Origin of the sequence: Rhodococcus sp. EPR-134, from assembly GCF_001647205.1 — a bacterium.
Taxonomy (GTDB): domain Bacteria; phylum Actinomycetota; class Actinomycetes; order Mycobacteriales; family Mycobacteriaceae; genus Rhodococcus_F; species Rhodococcus_F qingshengii.
On record NZ_LVCT01000433.1, the window covers coordinates 1 to 17497 of the forward strand.

The 17497-nt window shown below is 62.4% G+C and carries 15 protein-coding genes; 8 read left to right on the forward strand and 7 right to left on the reverse strand.

Features of this window, described 5'->3' with window-relative positions; translation table 11 throughout:
• Positions 1 to 103: 103 nt before the first annotated feature.
• The 6 genes from A2J01_RS20015 to A2J01_RS20040 form a co-directional block, all read right to left on the reverse strand.
• Positions 104 to 1984 carry a dipeptide/oligopeptide/nickel ABC transporter permease/ATP-binding protein gene (locus tag A2J01_RS20015; RefSeq protein ID WP_231915849.1) on the reverse strand — a complete coding sequence of 627 codons (1881 nt, stop codon included), beginning with the start codon at positions 1982 to 1984 and terminating at the stop codon, positions 104 to 106.
• Position 1985: 1 nt separating this feature from the next.
• The gene (locus A2J01_RS20020; RefSeq protein ID WP_003940249.1) at positions 1986 to 2999 is read right to left on the reverse strand and encodes an ABC transporter permease; all 1014 of its coding nucleotides are present in this window, start codon (positions 2997 to 2999) and stop codon (positions 1986 to 1988) included.
• A gap of 62 nt (positions 3000 to 3061) precedes the next feature.
• The gene (locus A2J01_RS20025; protein ID WP_003940335.1) at positions 3062 to 4663 is read right to left on the reverse strand and encodes an ABC transporter substrate-binding protein; all 1602 of its coding nucleotides are present in this window, start codon (positions 4661 to 4663) and stop codon (positions 3062 to 3064) included.
• Between the two features lie 227 nt (positions 4664 to 4890).
• Positions 4891 to 6489, reverse strand: a complete 1599-nt coding sequence (locus tag A2J01_RS20030; protein ID WP_003940579.1) for an ABC transporter substrate-binding protein — start codon at positions 6487 to 6489, stop codon at positions 4891 to 4893.
• A gap of 145 nt (positions 6490 to 6634) precedes the next feature.
• Positions 6635 to 8236 (reverse strand): PucR family transcriptional regulator, encoded by a 1602-nt coding sequence (locus tag A2J01_RS20035; RefSeq protein ID WP_003939694.1) that lies wholly within the window; start codon positions 8234 to 8236, stop codon positions 6635 to 6637.
• A gap of 49 nt (positions 8237 to 8285) precedes the next feature.
• Complete coding sequence (locus A2J01_RS20040) at positions 8286 to 9200, reverse strand: SDR family NAD(P)-dependent oxidoreductase (RefSeq protein WP_007731375.1); 915 nt, start codon at positions 9198 to 9200, stop codon at positions 8286 to 8288.
• 100 nt (positions 9201 to 9300) lie between these two features.
• Here A2J01_RS20040 and A2J01_RS20045 point away from each other — a divergent pair, with 100 nt between their 5' ends.
• A complete protein-coding gene (locus tag A2J01_RS20045) occupies positions 9301 to 9918 on the forward strand; it encodes a TetR/AcrR family transcriptional regulator (RefSeq protein ID WP_007731377.1) in 618 nt (205 codons plus the stop codon).
• A 302-nt stretch (positions 9919 to 10220) separates the two neighbouring features.
• Positions 10221 to 11372, forward strand: a complete 1152-nt coding sequence (locus A2J01_RS20050; protein WP_007731382.1) for a magnesium and cobalt transport protein CorA — start codon at positions 10221 to 10223, stop codon at positions 11370 to 11372.
• 88 nt (positions 11373 to 11460) lie between these two features.
• Here the strand turns inward: A2J01_RS20050 and lppU are convergent, their stop codons facing one another.
• Entirely contained in the window at positions 11461 to 12078 is a 618-nt protein-coding gene (lppU, locus tag A2J01_RS20055) for an LppU family putative lipoprotein (protein WP_064113413.1), read from the reverse strand.
• Positions 12079 to 12187: 109 nt separating this feature from the next.
• On the opposite strand from lppU, the gene A2J01_RS20060 reads away from it, so the two are divergent.
• The 6 genes from A2J01_RS20060 (at position 12188) to A2J01_RS20085 (ending at position 17314) form a co-directional block, all read left to right on the forward strand.
• Positions 12188 to 13234: an ATP-dependent DNA ligase gene (locus tag A2J01_RS20060; RefSeq protein ID WP_064113414.1), complete on the forward strand. Its 1047-nt coding sequence runs from the start codon at positions 12188 to 12190 to the stop codon at positions 13232 to 13234.
• Positions 13234 to 14274 (forward strand): non-homologous end-joining DNA ligase, encoded by a 1041-nt coding sequence (ligD, locus tag A2J01_RS20065; protein WP_064113415.1) that lies wholly within the window; start codon positions 13234 to 13236, stop codon positions 14272 to 14274. The genes A2J01_RS20060 and ligD overlap by 1 nt, the downstream gene beginning before the upstream one ends.
• A 78-nt stretch (positions 14275 to 14352) precedes the next feature.
• A complete protein-coding gene (locus A2J01_RS20070; RefSeq protein WP_039973227.1) occupies positions 14353 to 14868 on the forward strand; it encodes a DUF6764 family protein in 516 nt (171 codons plus the stop codon).
• 108 nt (positions 14869 to 14976) lie between these two features.
• Positions 14977 to 16188, forward strand: a complete 1212-nt coding sequence (locus tag A2J01_RS20075; protein WP_003940004.1) for a serine hydrolase domain-containing protein — start codon at positions 14977 to 14979, stop codon at positions 16186 to 16188.
• A 15-nt stretch (positions 16189 to 16203) separates the two neighbouring features.
• Positions 16204 to 16422 (forward strand): dodecin, encoded by a 219-nt coding sequence (locus A2J01_RS20080; RefSeq protein ID WP_003939815.1) that lies wholly within the window; start codon positions 16204 to 16206, stop codon positions 16420 to 16422.
• A gap of 10 nt (positions 16423 to 16432) precedes the next feature.
• On the forward strand, positions 16433 to 17314 hold the full coding sequence (locus A2J01_RS20085) for a hypothetical protein (protein ID WP_064113416.1): 882 nt from the start codon (positions 16433 to 16435) through the stop codon (positions 17312 to 17314).
• Positions 17315 to 17497: the final 183 nt, after the last annotated feature.

Genomic DNA, 17497 nt, shown 5'->3' on the forward strand with positions numbered 1-17497 from the left:
ACCACCGATCCGGAGGGGATGTCGAGATTGATGTTCTTGACGGCGTGGAATTTTTTCGAACCGCTACCGAGGTGGACGTTGACGTCACGGAATTCGAGTCTGCTCATCGGATCTCCTCTGCAACAGCCAACAGTTCTTCCAACTCGATGTCGGCGGTGCTCTCCTCGGCGTCGAGGCTCTCCACCTGCCAGGCTTCGTCGACGGTGGCAAGCGGCTTGTCGCGATCGGTGCTCATGGTGGGGACCGCGGCGATCAGCGCGCGGGTGTACGGATGCTTTGCACGGCCGGCAATCAGATCGTCGACTGCGATGTCTTCGACGATTTCGCCGGCAAACATGACGAGGACACGGGTGCACATGCCGGTGATGACGGCCATGTCGTGCGAGATGAGAAGGATTGCGGCGCCGGTTTCTTCGCGAACCTCGTGGAGCAGCCCGAGGACCTCACGCTGAACGGTCACGTCGAGCGCAGTGGTGGGTTCGTCCGCGATGATCAGAGCGGGCTTACCCATCAGACCCATGGCGATCATCGCGCGCTGACGCATACCGCCGGAGAACTCGTGGGGGTACTGCTTCGCACGCCTGGGCGCGTCGGGGATCTTGACGGCGTTCAGTCGCTCGACTGCCGCCTTCTTCGCGTCGGCCTTGCTCATACCTTCGTGGAGCCAACCGATCTCGGCGACCTGGTATCCGACCTTGAGAGACGGATTCATGGACGACATCGGATCCTGGAACACCATCGCCATACGTGTGCCGAGTTGGCGGGCAACCTTGCGCGAAGCCGCGTCGTCCGGCCGCTTGCCGTCCTTCATCAGCACGGTGCCGTCGAACTCGATGAGCCCGGCGTCGACCACGGTGGGGTGGTCGGTCAGCTGCGCAATTGCCATGCAACTCAGTGACTTTCCGGACCCGGATTCACCGACGATGCCCACGGTTTCGCCGCGGTGAACTGTAAAACTGATGTTGTCGACGGGGCGACGCCAGTCGTCACCCGCGGGGACTGCGACGGACATGTTGCGGACGGTCAGTACCGCGTCTTCGTCGGTGGGCGCCGAATCGGCCTGGGCAGTTTTCCGGTTGATCGGCTTCCACTTCGGCAGGCGACTGCTGATCGGACTGCGAACTCCCGCGCCGCGAGCAATGGCCTCGCCGAGCAGCGTGAAGGTCAAGCCGGCGAGCACGACGGCGATGCCGGGGGCGAGTGCGGTGGCCGGGTTGACGAAGATCTTCGACAGACCTTCGTTGAGCATCCGGCCCCAGTCGAATGCAGGCGGCTGAATGCCCAAGCCGAGGAACGAGAGTCCGGCGAAGACCACCAGGCCGCTGCCGACAGCGATGCTGGCATTGACGATGAGTGGTTCACGGATATTGGGGAGAATGTGACGGAACAGCAGCCCCGGCTTGGTAACCCCGAGGATGCGTGCTGCGTCGATGAAGTCGCGTCCGTTGACCGACGAAGCCAGTGCGTACGTCAACCTCGCGAACGGCGAGGCCAGGGCGAGGCCGATGGCGATCACCGCGCTGCCAGCACCCTGTCCGAGAACGACCAACAGGAAGATCGCGAGGAGCAGTCCGGGGAATGCGATGGCGAAGTTGAGGAATGCCACGACCATTCGTCCGACCCAGCGGGGAGCGAGCGTCGGGAGCGTACCGAGTATCAGGCCAATTGTGACACCGAGTGCGACGGCTCCGAGAGCCATGAGCACCGACAGTCTCGCGGCGGTCATCGTGCGGGCGAAGACGTCACGCCCGCCGGCGTCGGTGCCGAAGATGTGCTCGGAACTCGGTCCCTGAGACAGTGCCTTCGGGTTGGCCGCGACAGCGGCGTCACCCCAGATCATCGGTCCGAAGATGACGAGGGCGATCAGAGCGGTCAGGAAGGTGAGGGCCAGGATTCCCAATGGGGTGCGGAACGTTCCGACGATCCAGTGTCGTCGCGGGGGCGTCTTGGGGGCCGCAGTGGGGGACGTAGGTGAGGTGCTCAACTCAGTTCTCCCGAATTGTGGATCGTGGGTCGATGAGAGCGAGCACCACGTCGACGATGAAATTGATGAGAAGGACGATGGCGCCGTAGATCACGACCAGTGTCTGGGCGAGCGGGTAGTCCTTCTCGGTGATGGACTTGACCAGCGCCATGCCCATGCCGGGCCAGGCGAAGATGCTCTCGATGAGCACGGTGCCGGCAATCAGACCACCCAGGAGGAGTCCGGCGAGCGTCAGCGTCGACGTCATGAGGTTGGGCATTGCATGACGGAAGTAGATTCGTGCCACGGGCATTCGCTTGGCGCGCGCCGTACGGATGTAGTCCATGTCCAACACGCCGAGCGCCTCTGCACGGACGATGCGCGACATCGAGGCGATGGCACCGATCGACATGGCCGCGACCGGGAGGATGTAGCTTTCCGGTCCACCTCGGCCGGCGACGGGCAGAACAGGGAACGTGACGGCAAAGAGGTAGACCAGCGCCGTACCGAACATGAACTCGGGGATCACGGCGATGGTGCCCGACGTTGCGGTGTAACCGATCTCGACTCCGCGTCGTCGACCGTTGCGGGTCAGTGCAGCGAAGATGAGGCCGATCGGAATGCCCACTAGCAGCACCGTGACGACTGTGAGTACAGCCAGTTCGAGTGTTGCCGGTAGGCGGGACGCTATCACCTCGAAGACCGGAGTCCTCAAGGTGATCGAGTCACCGGGATTCCCGCTCAGCAACCCGCCGACGAATCGGAAGTACTGCTGCCACAAGGGAAGATCGTAACCGAGCTGAGACCTCGTTGTCTCGACCAGTTCGACCGGTGCGTTCATTCCCAGTGCCAACCGAACCGGGTCTCCCGGAATCAGTTGGAGCATCAGGAACGCCGCAGTCACCAGCGCCCAGAGTGAAATCACGAAGGTGCCGAAACGACGCAGAAGATATGCGGGCCAGCTGTCGGACTCGAGCCACTTTGCTCGAGCCTGAGGCGCCGCTTCTGGTTTCGCGGCTTCAATAGTTTGACTCATGGGCTGTCTTTCCGGAGGGCGGGATGCTGGGGCGGGAAGATATTTCAGAGTGGGCGGACGGCCTACTGGTAGAGACGCAGCGCAGAACCGTTGAGCGACTTGCCGAATGAGAGTCCGGCCTTGTTGAAGTACACGTTCATGACGGAGTCTGCGAAGGGCACGGCCGCGATCGTCTTGGTGAGCTCCGACTCGGCGTCGGCCCAGGCGTCACAAGCGTCGCTACCGGTCAGACCGGAAGCCTTGGTGGCTGCTGCTTCGTAGGCGGGGTTGCTGACCGATCCGAAGTTCTTGCCTGCTGCGGGAACCGGCCCGGCAAAGTACGCAGTGAAGGTGCTGGGCAGCGAGGAGTTGACCTGGACCCAGGCGATGTCCCAGGCAGAGTTGTCCTTGCCGCTCAGAATGACGTCGATGATCTTGTTCGAGTCGCCCCCGGTCACCTCGACGTTTGCGCCGAGTTCGGACCACGCCGACTGAGCAAGTTCGGCCGCCGCGTTGCGCGGATCGTCGGTGCCGTCGTACACGAGACGGAGATTGAGCGGCTTGCCATCCTTGCTTCGCTTGCCGTCAGCGCCGGCGGTCCAACCAGCGCCGTCCAGTGTTGCCTTGGCGGCAGTGAGGTCGAAGTCCGGAATGTTGCCTGCGACAGAGTCGTAAACGCAGGCGCGCGGTTCGACGGCGACGAGGCTGGTTGCCCGGACCCCGTGTCCGGCGGTGATGACCTGAGTGAGGTCGTCGAGATCGACCGCTTGGATCAGGGCCTTGCGCACTGCGGGATCGCTGGTGGGATTACTCGCGATCTGGTTGAAGTACATCTGGCCTGCCGGCAGTGGCCGACCGACGGAGTCCAGATTGGCTGCCGCGACGCGGTCCTTGTCCGGACCGGCGATCGGAGCTGCGTTGAGTTCACCCGAGAGCAGCTGATTTGCGGCGGTGCTCACGTTCGGCGACATGGCGGCGACGACCGTCTTGGGGACGCCCGGGGTGTCGGAGGTCGTGCCGTCGGGGCCCCAGTTGTAGCCCTCGCGACGCTGGAACGTGTAGTGGTCGTTGGCGGCAACTTCGGTGACTTCGAACATGCCGGTGCCGAGCGACTTCTTGTTCGACGCTGTCGGATCTTTCAATCCGGCCTCGCACAGGATCGGCAGGCGACCGACGTTGAGAAGAAGGAACGGGCTCGGCGCCGGAGTGGTCACCGTGACACTGCGCGTTGCCGGATCGGCAGTCGCAGTGGCGCCGGTCGGTACGGAGGACCCGCGCAACTGAGAACCGTTGTCCGGGTTGGCCACGAAGTTGATGTTGTCCGCGACGGTCTGCGGTGTCAGCGTCGATCCGTCGGTACAGGTCACCCCGTCACGGATGGTGAAGGACGCCGAGGTCGGGGTCTCCTCCCACTTCTCCGCCAACCACGGTCCGACTTCACTGGTATCGGGATCCTGGTAGATCAGGTAGTCGTACGCCAAACGCGACAACTCGGCGGTCGCCGAGGCGGCCGACATGATCGGGTTGAGTGCACCCGGATCGGCCTGCAGGGCGAAACGGAAGGTCCCGTCGGTGGCCGGTTCACCGCCACTGGCGCCCGAGGACGTGCCTCCCGAGCCACAAGCAGACAACACAAGCGTGAGCCCTGCGGCTGCCGCAAGTGTTGGATAGAAGCGGTGTTTCATGGTGCCTCCGTGATGGAGCAGGGGCCCGAGCGAAAAACGTGAGGGCGCGGTTGAGTGTTGACTGCTAAATCTTGGCGCATGACGTGACGCGCATCTCTGTCGATCCTCACGAAAATCGGGTCGATTTTCGTCCGCTCCCACGAAAACCGTCAGGATCAGTGAATACCTGTCCGTATACCGACAGCGACCGGCGAAACACGACGATTTCCCCGGTCGCTACCGGCGGTCTACTGGTACAGGCGCAGGGCCGAACCGGTGAAATTACGGCCGAATGCGAGACCCGCATTGTTGAAGTAGAGAGTCGTGATCTTGTCGGCAAAAGGTACCGCGGAGTTTGCTTTGATGATCTCTGATTCGGCGTCTGCCCAAGCGGCACAAGCATCCTCGCCGGTCAGTCCCGAAGCCTTGGCGACGGCTGCGTCGTAGGCCGGGTTGGAGATCGACGAGAAATTGAGTCCCGCAGCTGGCACCGGACCGGAGAGGAAGGGTACGAGCATGCTGGGCAGCGCGACGTTGATCGGCTCCCACGCAACATCCCACGCGGTGTTGTCCTTACCGCTGAGTGCTACATCGAGGATCTTGTTCGAGTCTCCGCTGGTGAGTTCGACAGTTGCGCCCAGATTGTTCCAAGCGTTGAGTGCGACGTCGGCAGCAGCATCGGTCGAGTCACCGAACGTTTCGTAGACCATCCGAAGTCGGAGCGGTGTGCCGTCCTTGCTGCGCTTACCGTCGGCACCGATTTTCCAGCCCGCTGATTCGAGAGTTTCTGCGGCTGCGCTGGGATCGAAGGCCGGCAGGTTTCCGGCGACAGAGTCGTAGATGCAGGCCCTCGGTTCGATGGACACCATCGTGGTAGACCGGGTTCCGCGGCCGGCGGTGAAGATCTCGGCGAGGTCGTCGAGATTGAGCGCCTGGACAAGGGCTTTGCGCACGGCCGGATCGCTGGTCGGATTACCCGGGCTGTGATTGAAGAACATCTCGCCTGCCGGAGCCGGCTGCTTGACCGTGTTCAGGTTCGCGGCATTCAATCGGTCCTGATCGGCGCCGGAGACGGCGGCGGCATTCAGATCACCGGACAACAGCTGATTCGCAGACGTACTCGTATTGGTCACGATGGACGCGACGACATTCTTGGGCACTCCGGCAGTGTCGGAGGTGGTGTCGTCAGGTCCCCAGTTGTATCCGTCGCGCCGAACGTAGGAGTAATGATCGTTGGCGACTGCCTCGGTCATCTGGAACATGCCCGATCCGAAGGTCGTCTTGTTTGCCGCCGTCGGATCCTTCAACCCTGCCTCGCACATGATCGGAATCCGCGCCAGATTGAGGAGCAGGAAGGGCGAGGGCTCCGGAGTCGTAACAGTCACTGTCCGTGTTGCCAGGTCGGCGTTGGCAGTTGCAGTTGCCGGTGCGTACACCCCGCGGAGAGCGGATTTGTTTGCGGCGTTCGTGATGAAGTTGACGGTGTCGGCGACGGTCTGGGCAGTCAGAGCGGATCCGTCGGTACAGGTGACGCCGTCGCGAATGGTGAACGACGCGGAAGTAGTTGTCTCTTCCCATTTTTCGGCGAGCCACGGCTTGGTGACGCCGGTATCGGGATCTGGGTTGAGCAGATAGTCGTAGCTCAGACGTGCCAGTGCGTGTGCCGGTGAAGCGGCAGTCATCAGCGGATTCAGAGCGCCGGGGTCGGCCACGAGTGCAAACTTGAAGGTGCCGTCGGTGAGCGGCTCACCCCCACCCGAACCTGATGATCCACCCGACGAGCATGCGGTCAGGGCAAGGACAGTGCCGGTTGCCGCGGCCAGTAGTGCGTAGGACCGTTGTTTCATGGTGCCTCCGGGAGATGAAGTCCCGACCCGAACGACGCGAGGTCTGTCGAGTGGGGAGCAAAAGACGATTGCATGAATCTTCACCCAACAAAAGAAGGAGAGCATCGTCCGAATTTACGAAGGTTCCGTGAGATTTGGTAGATCGCTACGACGTCGCCGGATAAAAGAGACGAATCTGGAGCATCAGACTGAATCGCGTCTCGGGGTCGTCGAGATCGATGCCGGCAATTCCGGCAAGCTTCTTGAGGCGGTACCGGAATGTGTTGACGTGGATGTGAACCAAGGACGCAGCCGCCGGAATGTCACCGAACGTGTCGAGCCAGGCGCGGAGTGTGTCGACGAGGTTAATGTCGTGCGTGCGGTCGTATTCGCGTAGAACGGCGAGTGGACCCGACGCGGTCTCGTTCTCGTCAGCCAGGGCGTCGGAGAGGCGTAGAAGCAGGGAATTGATCTGCACGTCGTCGGCACGCGCGACGGTCCGGCCCGAGGAATTCCACGTCGACCTCAGAACGCGAAGCGCTCGGTCGGCTTCGTCGCGTGACTTCTCCAGCGTCATCACGTCGGTCACCGTTGCACCGATTCCGATGACCACCGACTTCTCCGAACGGGAACGGTCTGCGAACTCCGACGCGATCCGGCGCACGTAGTCGTCGTCGGTCTGATGCCGGGTGTGCGGGATGACGGCGTAGACGGTGCCGCCGATCGCTGCCGCCACCGACAGTGGAAATACCTGGTGGAGATAGGTATTGAGTGTCAGGGCCAGTTGATCGACGTCGGCTTCGGCCTCCAACGACGCGCCGGCGCCGCCACGGAAGCCGGCCGCAAGTACGTTTGCCTTCGAGCGGCCGTAGCCCAGTCGCTCGGCCGCTTCCTTGGCTGAAGTGCCGCCACTCAGTAACGTGATCACCTCGCCCAACCTCAGCCGTCGTGCGGAATCGGCTGCCAGCTTGGCGCGAAGCAAACTCATCGCGGCCACGCCCGCCGCCTCGACGAGCGTTTTGACCTGCAATTCGTTCGGCTCCTCGTCCAAGATCACCCAGATCGAACCGAGGATCTGCGATGCCGCATGTATTCGCATGCCGACGCGGGGCCTGATGCCCGGCCCGATACCCGGTAGAAATACCGGCAGGGTAGAGCCGTAGATCTTGTTGAAATACCCCATTGACCTGAGCCGATCGGAATAGTGCTGCGGCACTTGATGTCCGAGGACACTCTGCTTACGTGCCTCGTCGCCGAAGGCTTGATCCGCCGAGAACGCGAGGATCCGGCTCGACTGATTCTCGATGGTGACCGGGCCGTTCAATACCTGAGCGATAGAGTTGGCAAGATCGAACAGGTCGGCGTCGGCGGCCGACGTGCGGTCCCCGTTGTTGCCGGATTCGAGGATCTCGTTGATCAACGACGCGCTTTGCAGCCAGCTTGCATCCTTGACCATTCCGAGGAGTGCGACGTCGGTGTCGGCCACCGCTTTCTCGACGAGGCCGTCGAAGTCCAGGGGCTCTTTGACGATCAGCGCTACCGCACCTGCCGAGCCGTATTCTCTTACCGCCGTTGCGATATCGGCCGAACCTGCGAGACCTGCGCCGAGTACGACGGCGCCCGCACTGTCCTGGGTAGCTTCGGACCCTTCGTGCAGGGTCACGCGGCTGACAGTGCGGGCGCCGTCGACGGTGTCGCCACCGCTGAGGAACGTCATTCCCAGTCTGTCGACGATGTCGACGATCGATACTCCCGTAGGTGTGGTCACCACCACACCTTAGGGGGAGCGGGGTCGATCAGTTGTCTGGTTGCCCTGCTCAGTTGCTGGGCTGCTCCGCCACGGCCTTCTCGACGAACCGGCGGGTCTGATCGAACGCCGCGGGCACCTGGACGGAATCGGTCATGTCACTGATCTCGGACCACCGTTCGGCGACGACCTCGGGGGAGAGTGCGCCTTCGGGGATGTAGACGCCCTGCGACTCTTCCATGCGAGCGATCGCGAAGACGCCGGCGCCGGCGCTGAGGATGGTCTTCGTCGGTGCGTCATCGGAGACCATGAACAGTGCGCCGGGTGAAATCGATTCGGGTGCAAGCAGAGCGAGAGTCTTCTCGTCGAGGAGGTCTTCGGTCATGCGGGTCGCGGCGGTCGGGGCCAGCGAGTTGACGCGGATGCCCTTGCGTTCGCCCTCGATGGCGAGAACGTTCATCAGGCCGACGACGCCGGACTTCGCGGCGCCGTAGTTCGCCTGGCCGAAGTTGCCGTAAATTCCCGATGCCGACGTAGTCATGAGGATGCGTCCGTAGTTCTGTTCGACCATGTGCGGCCAGACTGCCTTGGAACAGATGACGGAACCCATCAGATGCACGTCGATGACTTTGCGGAAGTCGTCGAGCTCGGCCTTGATGAACGACTTGTCGCGCAGGATTCCGGCGTTGTTGATCAGGATGTCCACGCGGCCCCACTTGTCCACGGCCGTCGCGACCATGGCGGCAACGGCGTCGACGTCGGTGATGTCGCAGTGGTCCGCGATGGCCTCGCCGCCCAGCTCGACGATTTCCGCCACTACTTTGGCTGCTGCGGTATCAGCGCCGCCACTGCCGTTGACCGAGCCACCCATGTCGTTGACGACGACGCGTGCGCCGCGTGCGGCGAGGGCCAATGCGTGTGAACGGCCGAGTCCGCCGCCTGCGCCCGTGATGATCGCTACCTTGCCGGAAAAATCCAACGACATTGGAAAACCTCTCTGATCTGGGATACTACTCAGTATTACTATGCGATGGCGTGGAAACAGTCAAGGGCCGGCAGGCAGTGTGAATGGGAGTGGAAGTCGAATGAGTAGTGATCTTCCGGACGTGCGATCCGCGATCATCACCAGCGCCGCCGACGCCTTTGCCGAAGACGGTTACGCAGCCACGACTGTAGATTTACTGGCCGATCGAATCGGCGCCACCAAAGGTCTTGTCTACTACCACTTTCGTTCCAAGTTCGACATCTACCTGGCAATATACGAGCGCGGGATGAGCCTGCTCCGCGCTGAGGTCGAGTCTCGGATGGGCGGGGCAGAAAGCGGCCTCGCGCGTCTCGAAGCGATGTCGCACGCCCACCTGGTCAATCTCATGACACATCTCGGGTACCACCACACAATCCACCAAGGCGTCCGGGGCCAGATGAACTCCGCGCTCAAACCGAGACAACAGCAAGTCCTCGTGGAACTGAATTCGCTGCGACTCGATTACGAGAATCTGTTCGTCGACGTGATGACCGAAGGTGTCGCGGATGGTTCCATTCGTGCGGGCTCACCTCGAATGGCGGCAAAAGTCCTCCTCAGCAGTCTCAACGGCATCGACCTCTGGTACCGAAGGCGTGAAGGGCAGACGTTGGCGGAGACGGAGTCGTTGGCGGACCAGATCGTCGAACTGTTGATCGGCGGATTGCGCGCTGCGAACTGACTGAAAGCTGCATTCGTCGAGCGGGTTTCCTCCGACCGGTTCGTGCTGTCCTGCGGCTTGTCGTTCGGTTTGTCGTGCTCTGACAGTCGGGGTAGCATGTTGGCGTCGTGCGCGGACTTGCGTAGGAATTCAGGGAAGAGGAGGTGTGGCTGTAATGCGTGGCCAACCTCCGAGTACCAACTGAAGCTGTAGCCGCCCGGGTTGATCCGGTATTTTGCTGCAGCTTCATCGTGTGTTCATCGGCTTCGGCTTTGCTGTGAAGCAAGCGTCGTCGTTCACTCTTCCCTCGAAAGCTGTTCAGCATGCGCGAATTTCGTCGTTCACGTTCGGTACTGCCGCGTCGTTCCGCGGGGCTCGGTGACTCACATCCCGGACACTCGCGTGCCGCACGCACCGTCGTCAAGGCTGCCCCGCCCGAGGCGGTGGCGCCCGTCGAATCGACCGTCGTCAACAGCGGCGTGTACCGCGACGGCGAGCGGATAGCGTCACCGTCCACGCTGGCGGAAGCACTGTCATGCCTTCCGGATTCGCAGTCGATGGCGTGGATCGGCATGTACCGGCCCGACGACGCCCAGTTGTATGCCGCTGCACAACATTTCGACCTCCACGAACTGGCGGTCGAGGATGCGATCGTCGCGCACCAGCGCCCCAAGCTCGAGCGCTACGGCAAGACACTGTTCGTGGTCCTGCGTGCTGCGCGGTACCGCGACGAGACCGAGCGGGTCGAATTCGGCGAGTTGCACATCTTCTGTGGTCCGAACTTCATTCTGACCGTCCGTCACAGTGAATCGCCGGATCTGTCGGCGGTGCGGACTCGCATGGAGAACGATCCTGACCTGTTGCGGTTGGGTACCGAGGCCGTTCTCTATGCCATTCTCGACGCAGTCGTCGACGGGTACGCACCGGTGGTGGCCGGCCTGCAGAACGACATCGACGAGATCGAAACCGAAGTATTCAGTGGCGATCCCGGAGTTTCGCGTCGCATCTACGAACTGACCCGTGAGGTGATCGAATTCCAGCGGGCGACGCGTCCGCTGCTGGGAATGCTGCGTGGGTTGTCGGCAGGGTTCGACAAGTACCACACGGACGAGGAACTCCAGCGATACCTGCGCGACGTCACCGACCATGCGACGACTGTGGTGGAGCGGGCCGACGGCTTTCGTCAGTTGCTCGGAAACATCCTCACGGTGAACGCAACTCTGGTGTCGCAGAACCAGAACGAGGAGATGCGCAATCTGACGCAGGCAAGCTACGCGCAGAACGAGGAGATCAAGAAGGTCTCGGCGTGGGCGGCAATTCTCTTCGCGCCGACGCTCATCGGAACCGTGTACGGGATGAACTTCGACGACATGCCGGAACTGCACTGGCACTTGGGCTATCCGTTTGCGCTCTCGATGATGTTCCTGACCTGTGGAAGTCTCTACACGATCTTCAAGCGTCGGGGCTGGCTGTAGAAAGCGCCGGCTGTAGAAAGCGCTGTGCGCCTTGCCAACCGAGATCGGTTGGCAAGGCGCACAGGTGTTTTTCGGGAGGGCGCTCGAATCAGAGCGTTGCGACGCAGACCGTGAACTTACGTTCCGGGTGCTCGAATCCCGAGTCTGCCCCCGAACCGCATTCGTCGATCGACGTGGAGTTCTGCAGGATTTCGACGACCTCGACTACATTGGTGCCGCTGGTATCCGAGCATTCGATGCGGGCGGGCTCATCCATTCCGCTGCCGAGGTCCATGCATCCGCCGACTACCCAGTCGACGTCGAGACAGACAGCGCCCTGCTCGTCACCCGCGAGGGTCTCGTAGTAGTACGAGTCGACATCGGAGGCACACAGATCAGAGGTGGGAACCTTGGCGACCCACTTGTAGTTGGAATCCTTGCTACCGCAGTCCGCGTTGTCGATTTCCGCGGCCGTCGTGGTGCCTCCGAGCTTGACGCAATCACCGATCGACACGTCGATGTCGACGTCGCCGCCGTCGTCCGAGCCCTCCTGGCCGGTGATCTTCGAGGTGGTCGGGGCTGCGGAGGTAGTGGTTGAATCGGCAACCGAGGAAGATGATTCCGCAATGGCTTTCGGCTCGATGTCGGAACCGCAACCGACGGTGAAGGCGGCGATTGCAGAAGTTGCGATCACCGCAGTGCAAAGTCGCCGGACGATTCCGGACATAAGGACCCCTTTGTTGATTCTTGGATAGTTCTGTTGGTTCGTGGATTGTTCGGGACCTATTCCAATACATCGGTAGTCGAATTGCCAACCGGACTGTCAGTATGGGTAGGTGGAGCTACCCCTGATGCCGCCGCTCGCCCCGATGCTCGCGAAGGCTGCGGCCACTGTGCCGCCTCAGCCCGAGTCCGGTGACCCGACGTGGTCGTACGAGCCGAAATGGGACGGATTTCGAGCAATCATCTTTCGTGACGGTGACGAAGTGGTGCTCGGATCGCGAGGAGGAAAGGACCTGGCGCGGTACTTTCCCGAAGCGGTGGAAGCTGTCAAGTCTGAATTGCCCGAAAAATGTGTCGTGGACGGAGAACTGGTGGTTCCCCGTGAGATCGACGGTGTGACGCGTCTGAGTTGGGAAGCGCTCTCCGAGCGGATTCATCCCGCCGCGAGCCGCGTCGCATTGTTGTCGGAACAGACGCCAGCGCAATTTGTCGGGTTCGATTTACTGGCGCTCGGCGATCGCGACGTCTCGATCGAGGACTTCGGGGTCCGACGTGCGCTGCTCCTCGATTGCATCGGTGGCGGGCCGAGTTGCCACGTCACGGCAGCGACGGCAGACAGCGCCGAAGCAATGGCCTGGTTCGAAACCTTCGAAGGCGCGGGTCTCGACGGGGTTGTCGCCAAGAAGCTGGCGGGACCGTACCTGCCGAACAAGCGCGAGATGATCAAGGTGAAACACGCCAGGACCGCGGATGTCGTACTGCTGGGCTACCGTCCCCACAAGAGTCAGCCAGGTATCGGGTCGATGCTTCTTGGTCTGTACGACGGTTCCGAATTGAAGATGGTCGGTGGCGCTTCTGCTTTCACCGCGGCGCGGCGGATCGAGTTGTTGGCCGAACTCGAACCTTTGCGCCTCGGGGACGACGTTGTAGCCGAGGGAGAGGCCAGCCGGTGGAGATCGGCCGCAGACCGCTCCTGGATTCCGCTTCGTCCTGAGAGGGTGCTCGAAGTGGCGTACGACCAGATGGAAGGGGAACGCTTTCGGCACGCTGCACGATTCCTGCGCTGGCGTCCGGACAGGGTGCCCGACGAATGCACATTCGATCAGTTGGAGGTTCCGGTGCAATACGACTTCGCGGATGTTCTTGCAGGCGGTAAGTGATGGCGAGCCCGGCAGAGGAACTGGACGTCGACGGGATCGCGGTCCGATTGTCGAGCCCGGACAAGATCTACTATCCGCAGTTGGGTGAGGACGGCGGAACCAAACGGCATCTTGTCGAGTACTACCGAACGGTGGCGCTGCAGGGTGCAGCGTTGCGGGCGCTCCAAGATCGGCCCACGCATCTTCAGCGATTCCCCGACGGCATCGAGGGCGAAGAGGTTTACCAGAAGCGGCTGCCGGCAAAGCGGCCCGAGCACGTCGAATCCTGCGAGGTCACGTTCCCGTCGGGTCGCAAGGCCGACGTCCTTCGAGTGCGAAGTGCTGCGAACATCGTGTGGGCCGCCAATCTCGGGACTGTCACGTTTCATCCCTGGGCCGTGCGGTGCCCGGACACCGACCACCCGGACGAACTGCGCATCGATCTCGATCCGCAACCGGGGACCGGGTTCGACGAGGCCGTTGCCATCGCGGACGAGGTCCTTCGCCCTCTGCTCGCCGAGTTGGGATTGGAAGGATTTCCCAAGACGTCCGGTGGCCGAGGCCTTCACGTCTACATCCCGCTCGAGGCGCGCTGGGATTTTGTCGAGGTCCGCCACGCGGGTATCGCCCTCGCCCGTGAAGTCGAGCGTCGTAGTGCCGATCGCGCCACAACCGCGTGGTGGAAGGAAGAGCGGGGTGAACGGATCTTCATCGACTTCAATCAGAATGCCCGTGACCGGACGATCGCGGCGGCGTATTCCGCTCGTAAGACGCCGATCGCAACTGTGTCGACGCCGGTGACCTGGGACGAACTGCGCGACGTGCATCCAGACGACTGCACCATCGCCACGGTTCCCGGCTTGCTCGCCGATCGTGGTGATCCGATGGAAGCCATGCACGACAAGGCCTTTGCCCTCGATGTTCTGTTGGAGATGTGGGAGAAGGATCTGGCGGCGGGACTGGGCGATCTGCCGTACCCGCCGAACTATCCCAAAATGCCCGGTGAACCCAAACGTGTTCAACCGAGCAAGGACCGCGCTCGGAAGAACAAAGACGGGTAGCGTCAGAGGCGGACATATCGGGTAATTCGATCAGACGTCGAATGTACGGTCACGTCGAATGCACTGTGGGGGTTGGATATGGATCGCCGGAAAATGCGAGCAGCAAGCTTAGCGGCGGGCGGTGTGATTCTTGCCGCCTTCGGATTGTCACTCGGTAGCGGAACAGCGTCTGCCGCGACGTTGGATTGTTCGGCGCGCGGGCAAGATCAGACGATCGTCGACGGGTCATCCGCATGCCGAGCGGTGGCAGATCCCTCCAGTTACGCGATTTCACACGTCGAGGGCGACGGCGTCGGCGTCGCGGATTCTCGAGACGGCGGCAGGTCGGCAGGCCTCGGCCTCTTCGGCGGCGTTGCTGCGGCGGAGTCGCGCGGTGGGTTACTTGCCGCGGTCGCGTACGGCCCGGGTTCGCTCGCACTCGGTCGCACCGACTCCTCACCCTTTGCCGTGGTGCTCAGCGGACCTGGCGGCAGAGCGGCAGTGGGTGACGCGGACGTCGGGGCGATCTGCTCAGGTGGTCCCACCCTTGTTTTCAATATCGCCACAGGTCAGGGATGTTTCAGCGACGGCACTTCGACGTGGGTCACCCCGTGAGGGCACCCCGGCCCTGAGCCTCTTGCGTGACAGTGGTCACAATGGTGTCAAGCTCCTGCCACCGATCGGGTGACCGGACAACTTGATCAGCGGGGATCGGAGGACGCGATGACTCCCAGTGCACGACGGGGTTCGCTCGCCCGGGTGGAGGTGCCTTCGCGCACCGAGCTGTACGTGGACCGGCGATTCCTTCCCTTGGCCGACCGCTTTTTCGCGATGTATCGCCAACCGCAACAAGGCGGCGGCGCGCTGGTCGTGTACCTGGGAGGCGAGAAAGTTCTCGACATCTGGGCCGGCAATGCCGATCGTGATCGGCGCTGGGACCACGACACGGTGTCGCTGTCGTTCTCGACCGGCAAAGGCGTCGCCAGCACCGTCGTTCACCGACTCGCCGAACGTGGGTTGATCGACTACGACGCCCCGGTTGCTCGGTACTGGCCTGAATTCGCGGCGGCCGGCAAGGACAAGATCACCGTCCGTGAACTGATGTCACATCGCGCGGGCCTTCACCGAGTTCGCGGCTTGATGCCGCATCCCCTCGACCTGATGGACTACGACGCGGTCGTTGCCGCCCTGGCTGCCGAGAAACCGGATCCGCGTCGGCTTCGAGGCCCCGGCTATCACGCTGTGACCTACGGCTGGTTGGTAGCCGAACTTGTGGCCAGGGTGTCCGGTCAGCCGTTCATCGACGTCGTACAAGCGGAGATAGCGAAGCCCCTCGGAGTCGACGAATTCTGGTACCGCGTACCCGAAACCGAGCGTCCACGGATCGCGAAGCTGTTCCCACATATCAACCCTGCCGGCTTGAACTGGGCCTTCGCGTCGACCGTGCTCTCACACGTCGGTCCGACTCGCGGACTCGCGGAGGCCGCGATGCCGGACGGTTTCGACGTCATGGTGCGCAACCCGGCTGTCCACGACGCCGTCATGCCGGGCTGGAACGGAGTGTTCAGCGCGCGTGCTCTCGCGAAGATGTACGGCGCCATCGCGAACGGCGGCGTGATCGACGGGAAGCGGTTCCTGAAGGAATCGACCATCGACCAGATGTCGACCATCCAGACTCGCGATCGGGATTACGTGCTGGCGGTGCGGCCCAACTGGACTCTCGGTTACCACCCGCCGATCATTGCCGCGCGGCGGCAGCCGCGGAATGCGATAGGCCACTACGGAGTCGGCGGTTCAGGCGCGTATGCGGACCTGTCCAGCGGACTCTCGCTCGGTTTCACCACCAACAGGTTGGGTAGTGCTGTGACAGCTCTCGGTGATCTTCGCCTTGCGAGGCTCGGTGCCGAGGCGCAGGAGTTGGTTCGTCGAATCTGACACGAAGGGAATGCCATGAGCAGCAACGTGTACCGGGTGACCGAGATCGTCGGCTCGTCCACCGAGAGCAGTGACGCGGCAATTCGCACCGCCATCGCCCGGGCGAACGAGACGGTGCGCAACCTCGAATGGTTCGAGGTGGTGGAAACTCGCGGTCACATCGAGAACGGCGCCGTGGCGCATTTCCAGGTCACGTTGAAGGTCGGCTTCCGGCTCGACGGCGACGAATCTTGAGTCGTCGTTCATGAGTGTTGATCTCAGGGCGGCCGTCGGGTTCATGGCGGGACATGCCAGAACTCTCGATCGGCATCGACTGAATTTGATTCTCGGACAGGGTGACCGGACCGCGGCATTGGCGGCTGTGGACAGTTATCGCAACCCGGACGGTGGGTACGGCTGGGGACTCGAACCGGATCTTCGCTCGGCATCGAGCCAACCTGGCGGCGCGCTGCACGCCTTCGAAGCCTTTGCCGACATCGGAACGCCGACGCCCAGAGCCGTCGAACTGTGCGACTGGTTGCAGACCAATTCGCTGGCAGACGGCGGTTTGCCGTTCGCCTTCCCGATCGCCGACCCGGCCGGTTGTGCGCCCTTCTGGGTGGATGCGGATTCGTTGGCGCCGTCGTTGCAGATCACCAGCATCGTGTGTGCTGCAGCGGCTCGCGTTGCCGAATTCGACGAGGCCGTCGCCGAACATCCGTGGTTCGCCTCTGCCGTTCGATATTGCCTCGACGCGATCGACGGGGCGGATTCTCTGCATGCCCTCGAGCTGGCCTTTGCCTTGCAGTTTCTCGACGCGGTTCACCGGAACAGTCCCGAAGCGTCGTCGTTGGTGAGCACTCTTGGTTCGCGTATCCCGGCTGACGGCTTGGTTCAAGTGGACGGGGGAGCCGAGGGCGAATTCATGCGGCCCCTCGATTTCTCACCGCTTCCCGGCGGCCCGACCCGCGCGTTGTTCGACGCATCAGTGATCGAGTCCGAACTGTCTGCGCTCGCTGCGCGACAACATGGCGACGGCGGTTGGGCGGTGGATTTCGACAGCTATTCGCCCGTCGCGGCGTTGGAATGGCGAGGTCACGCCACCGTGCAGGCGGTGTGGCTGCTGAAGCGCAATGGGGTGATCTGAAAACGATTCTCGCGCCAAATTGGAACACGTTATAGTCTGGGAACCAGTTCGAGCTTCGTGTTTCAGGGATAGGGGAATGTCATGGCGTATGTGATCACGCAGCCGTGCTGCAACGACGCCTCGTGTGTTGACGTGTGTCCGGTTAATTGCATTCACCCGACACCGGACGAAGCCCCGTTCGCG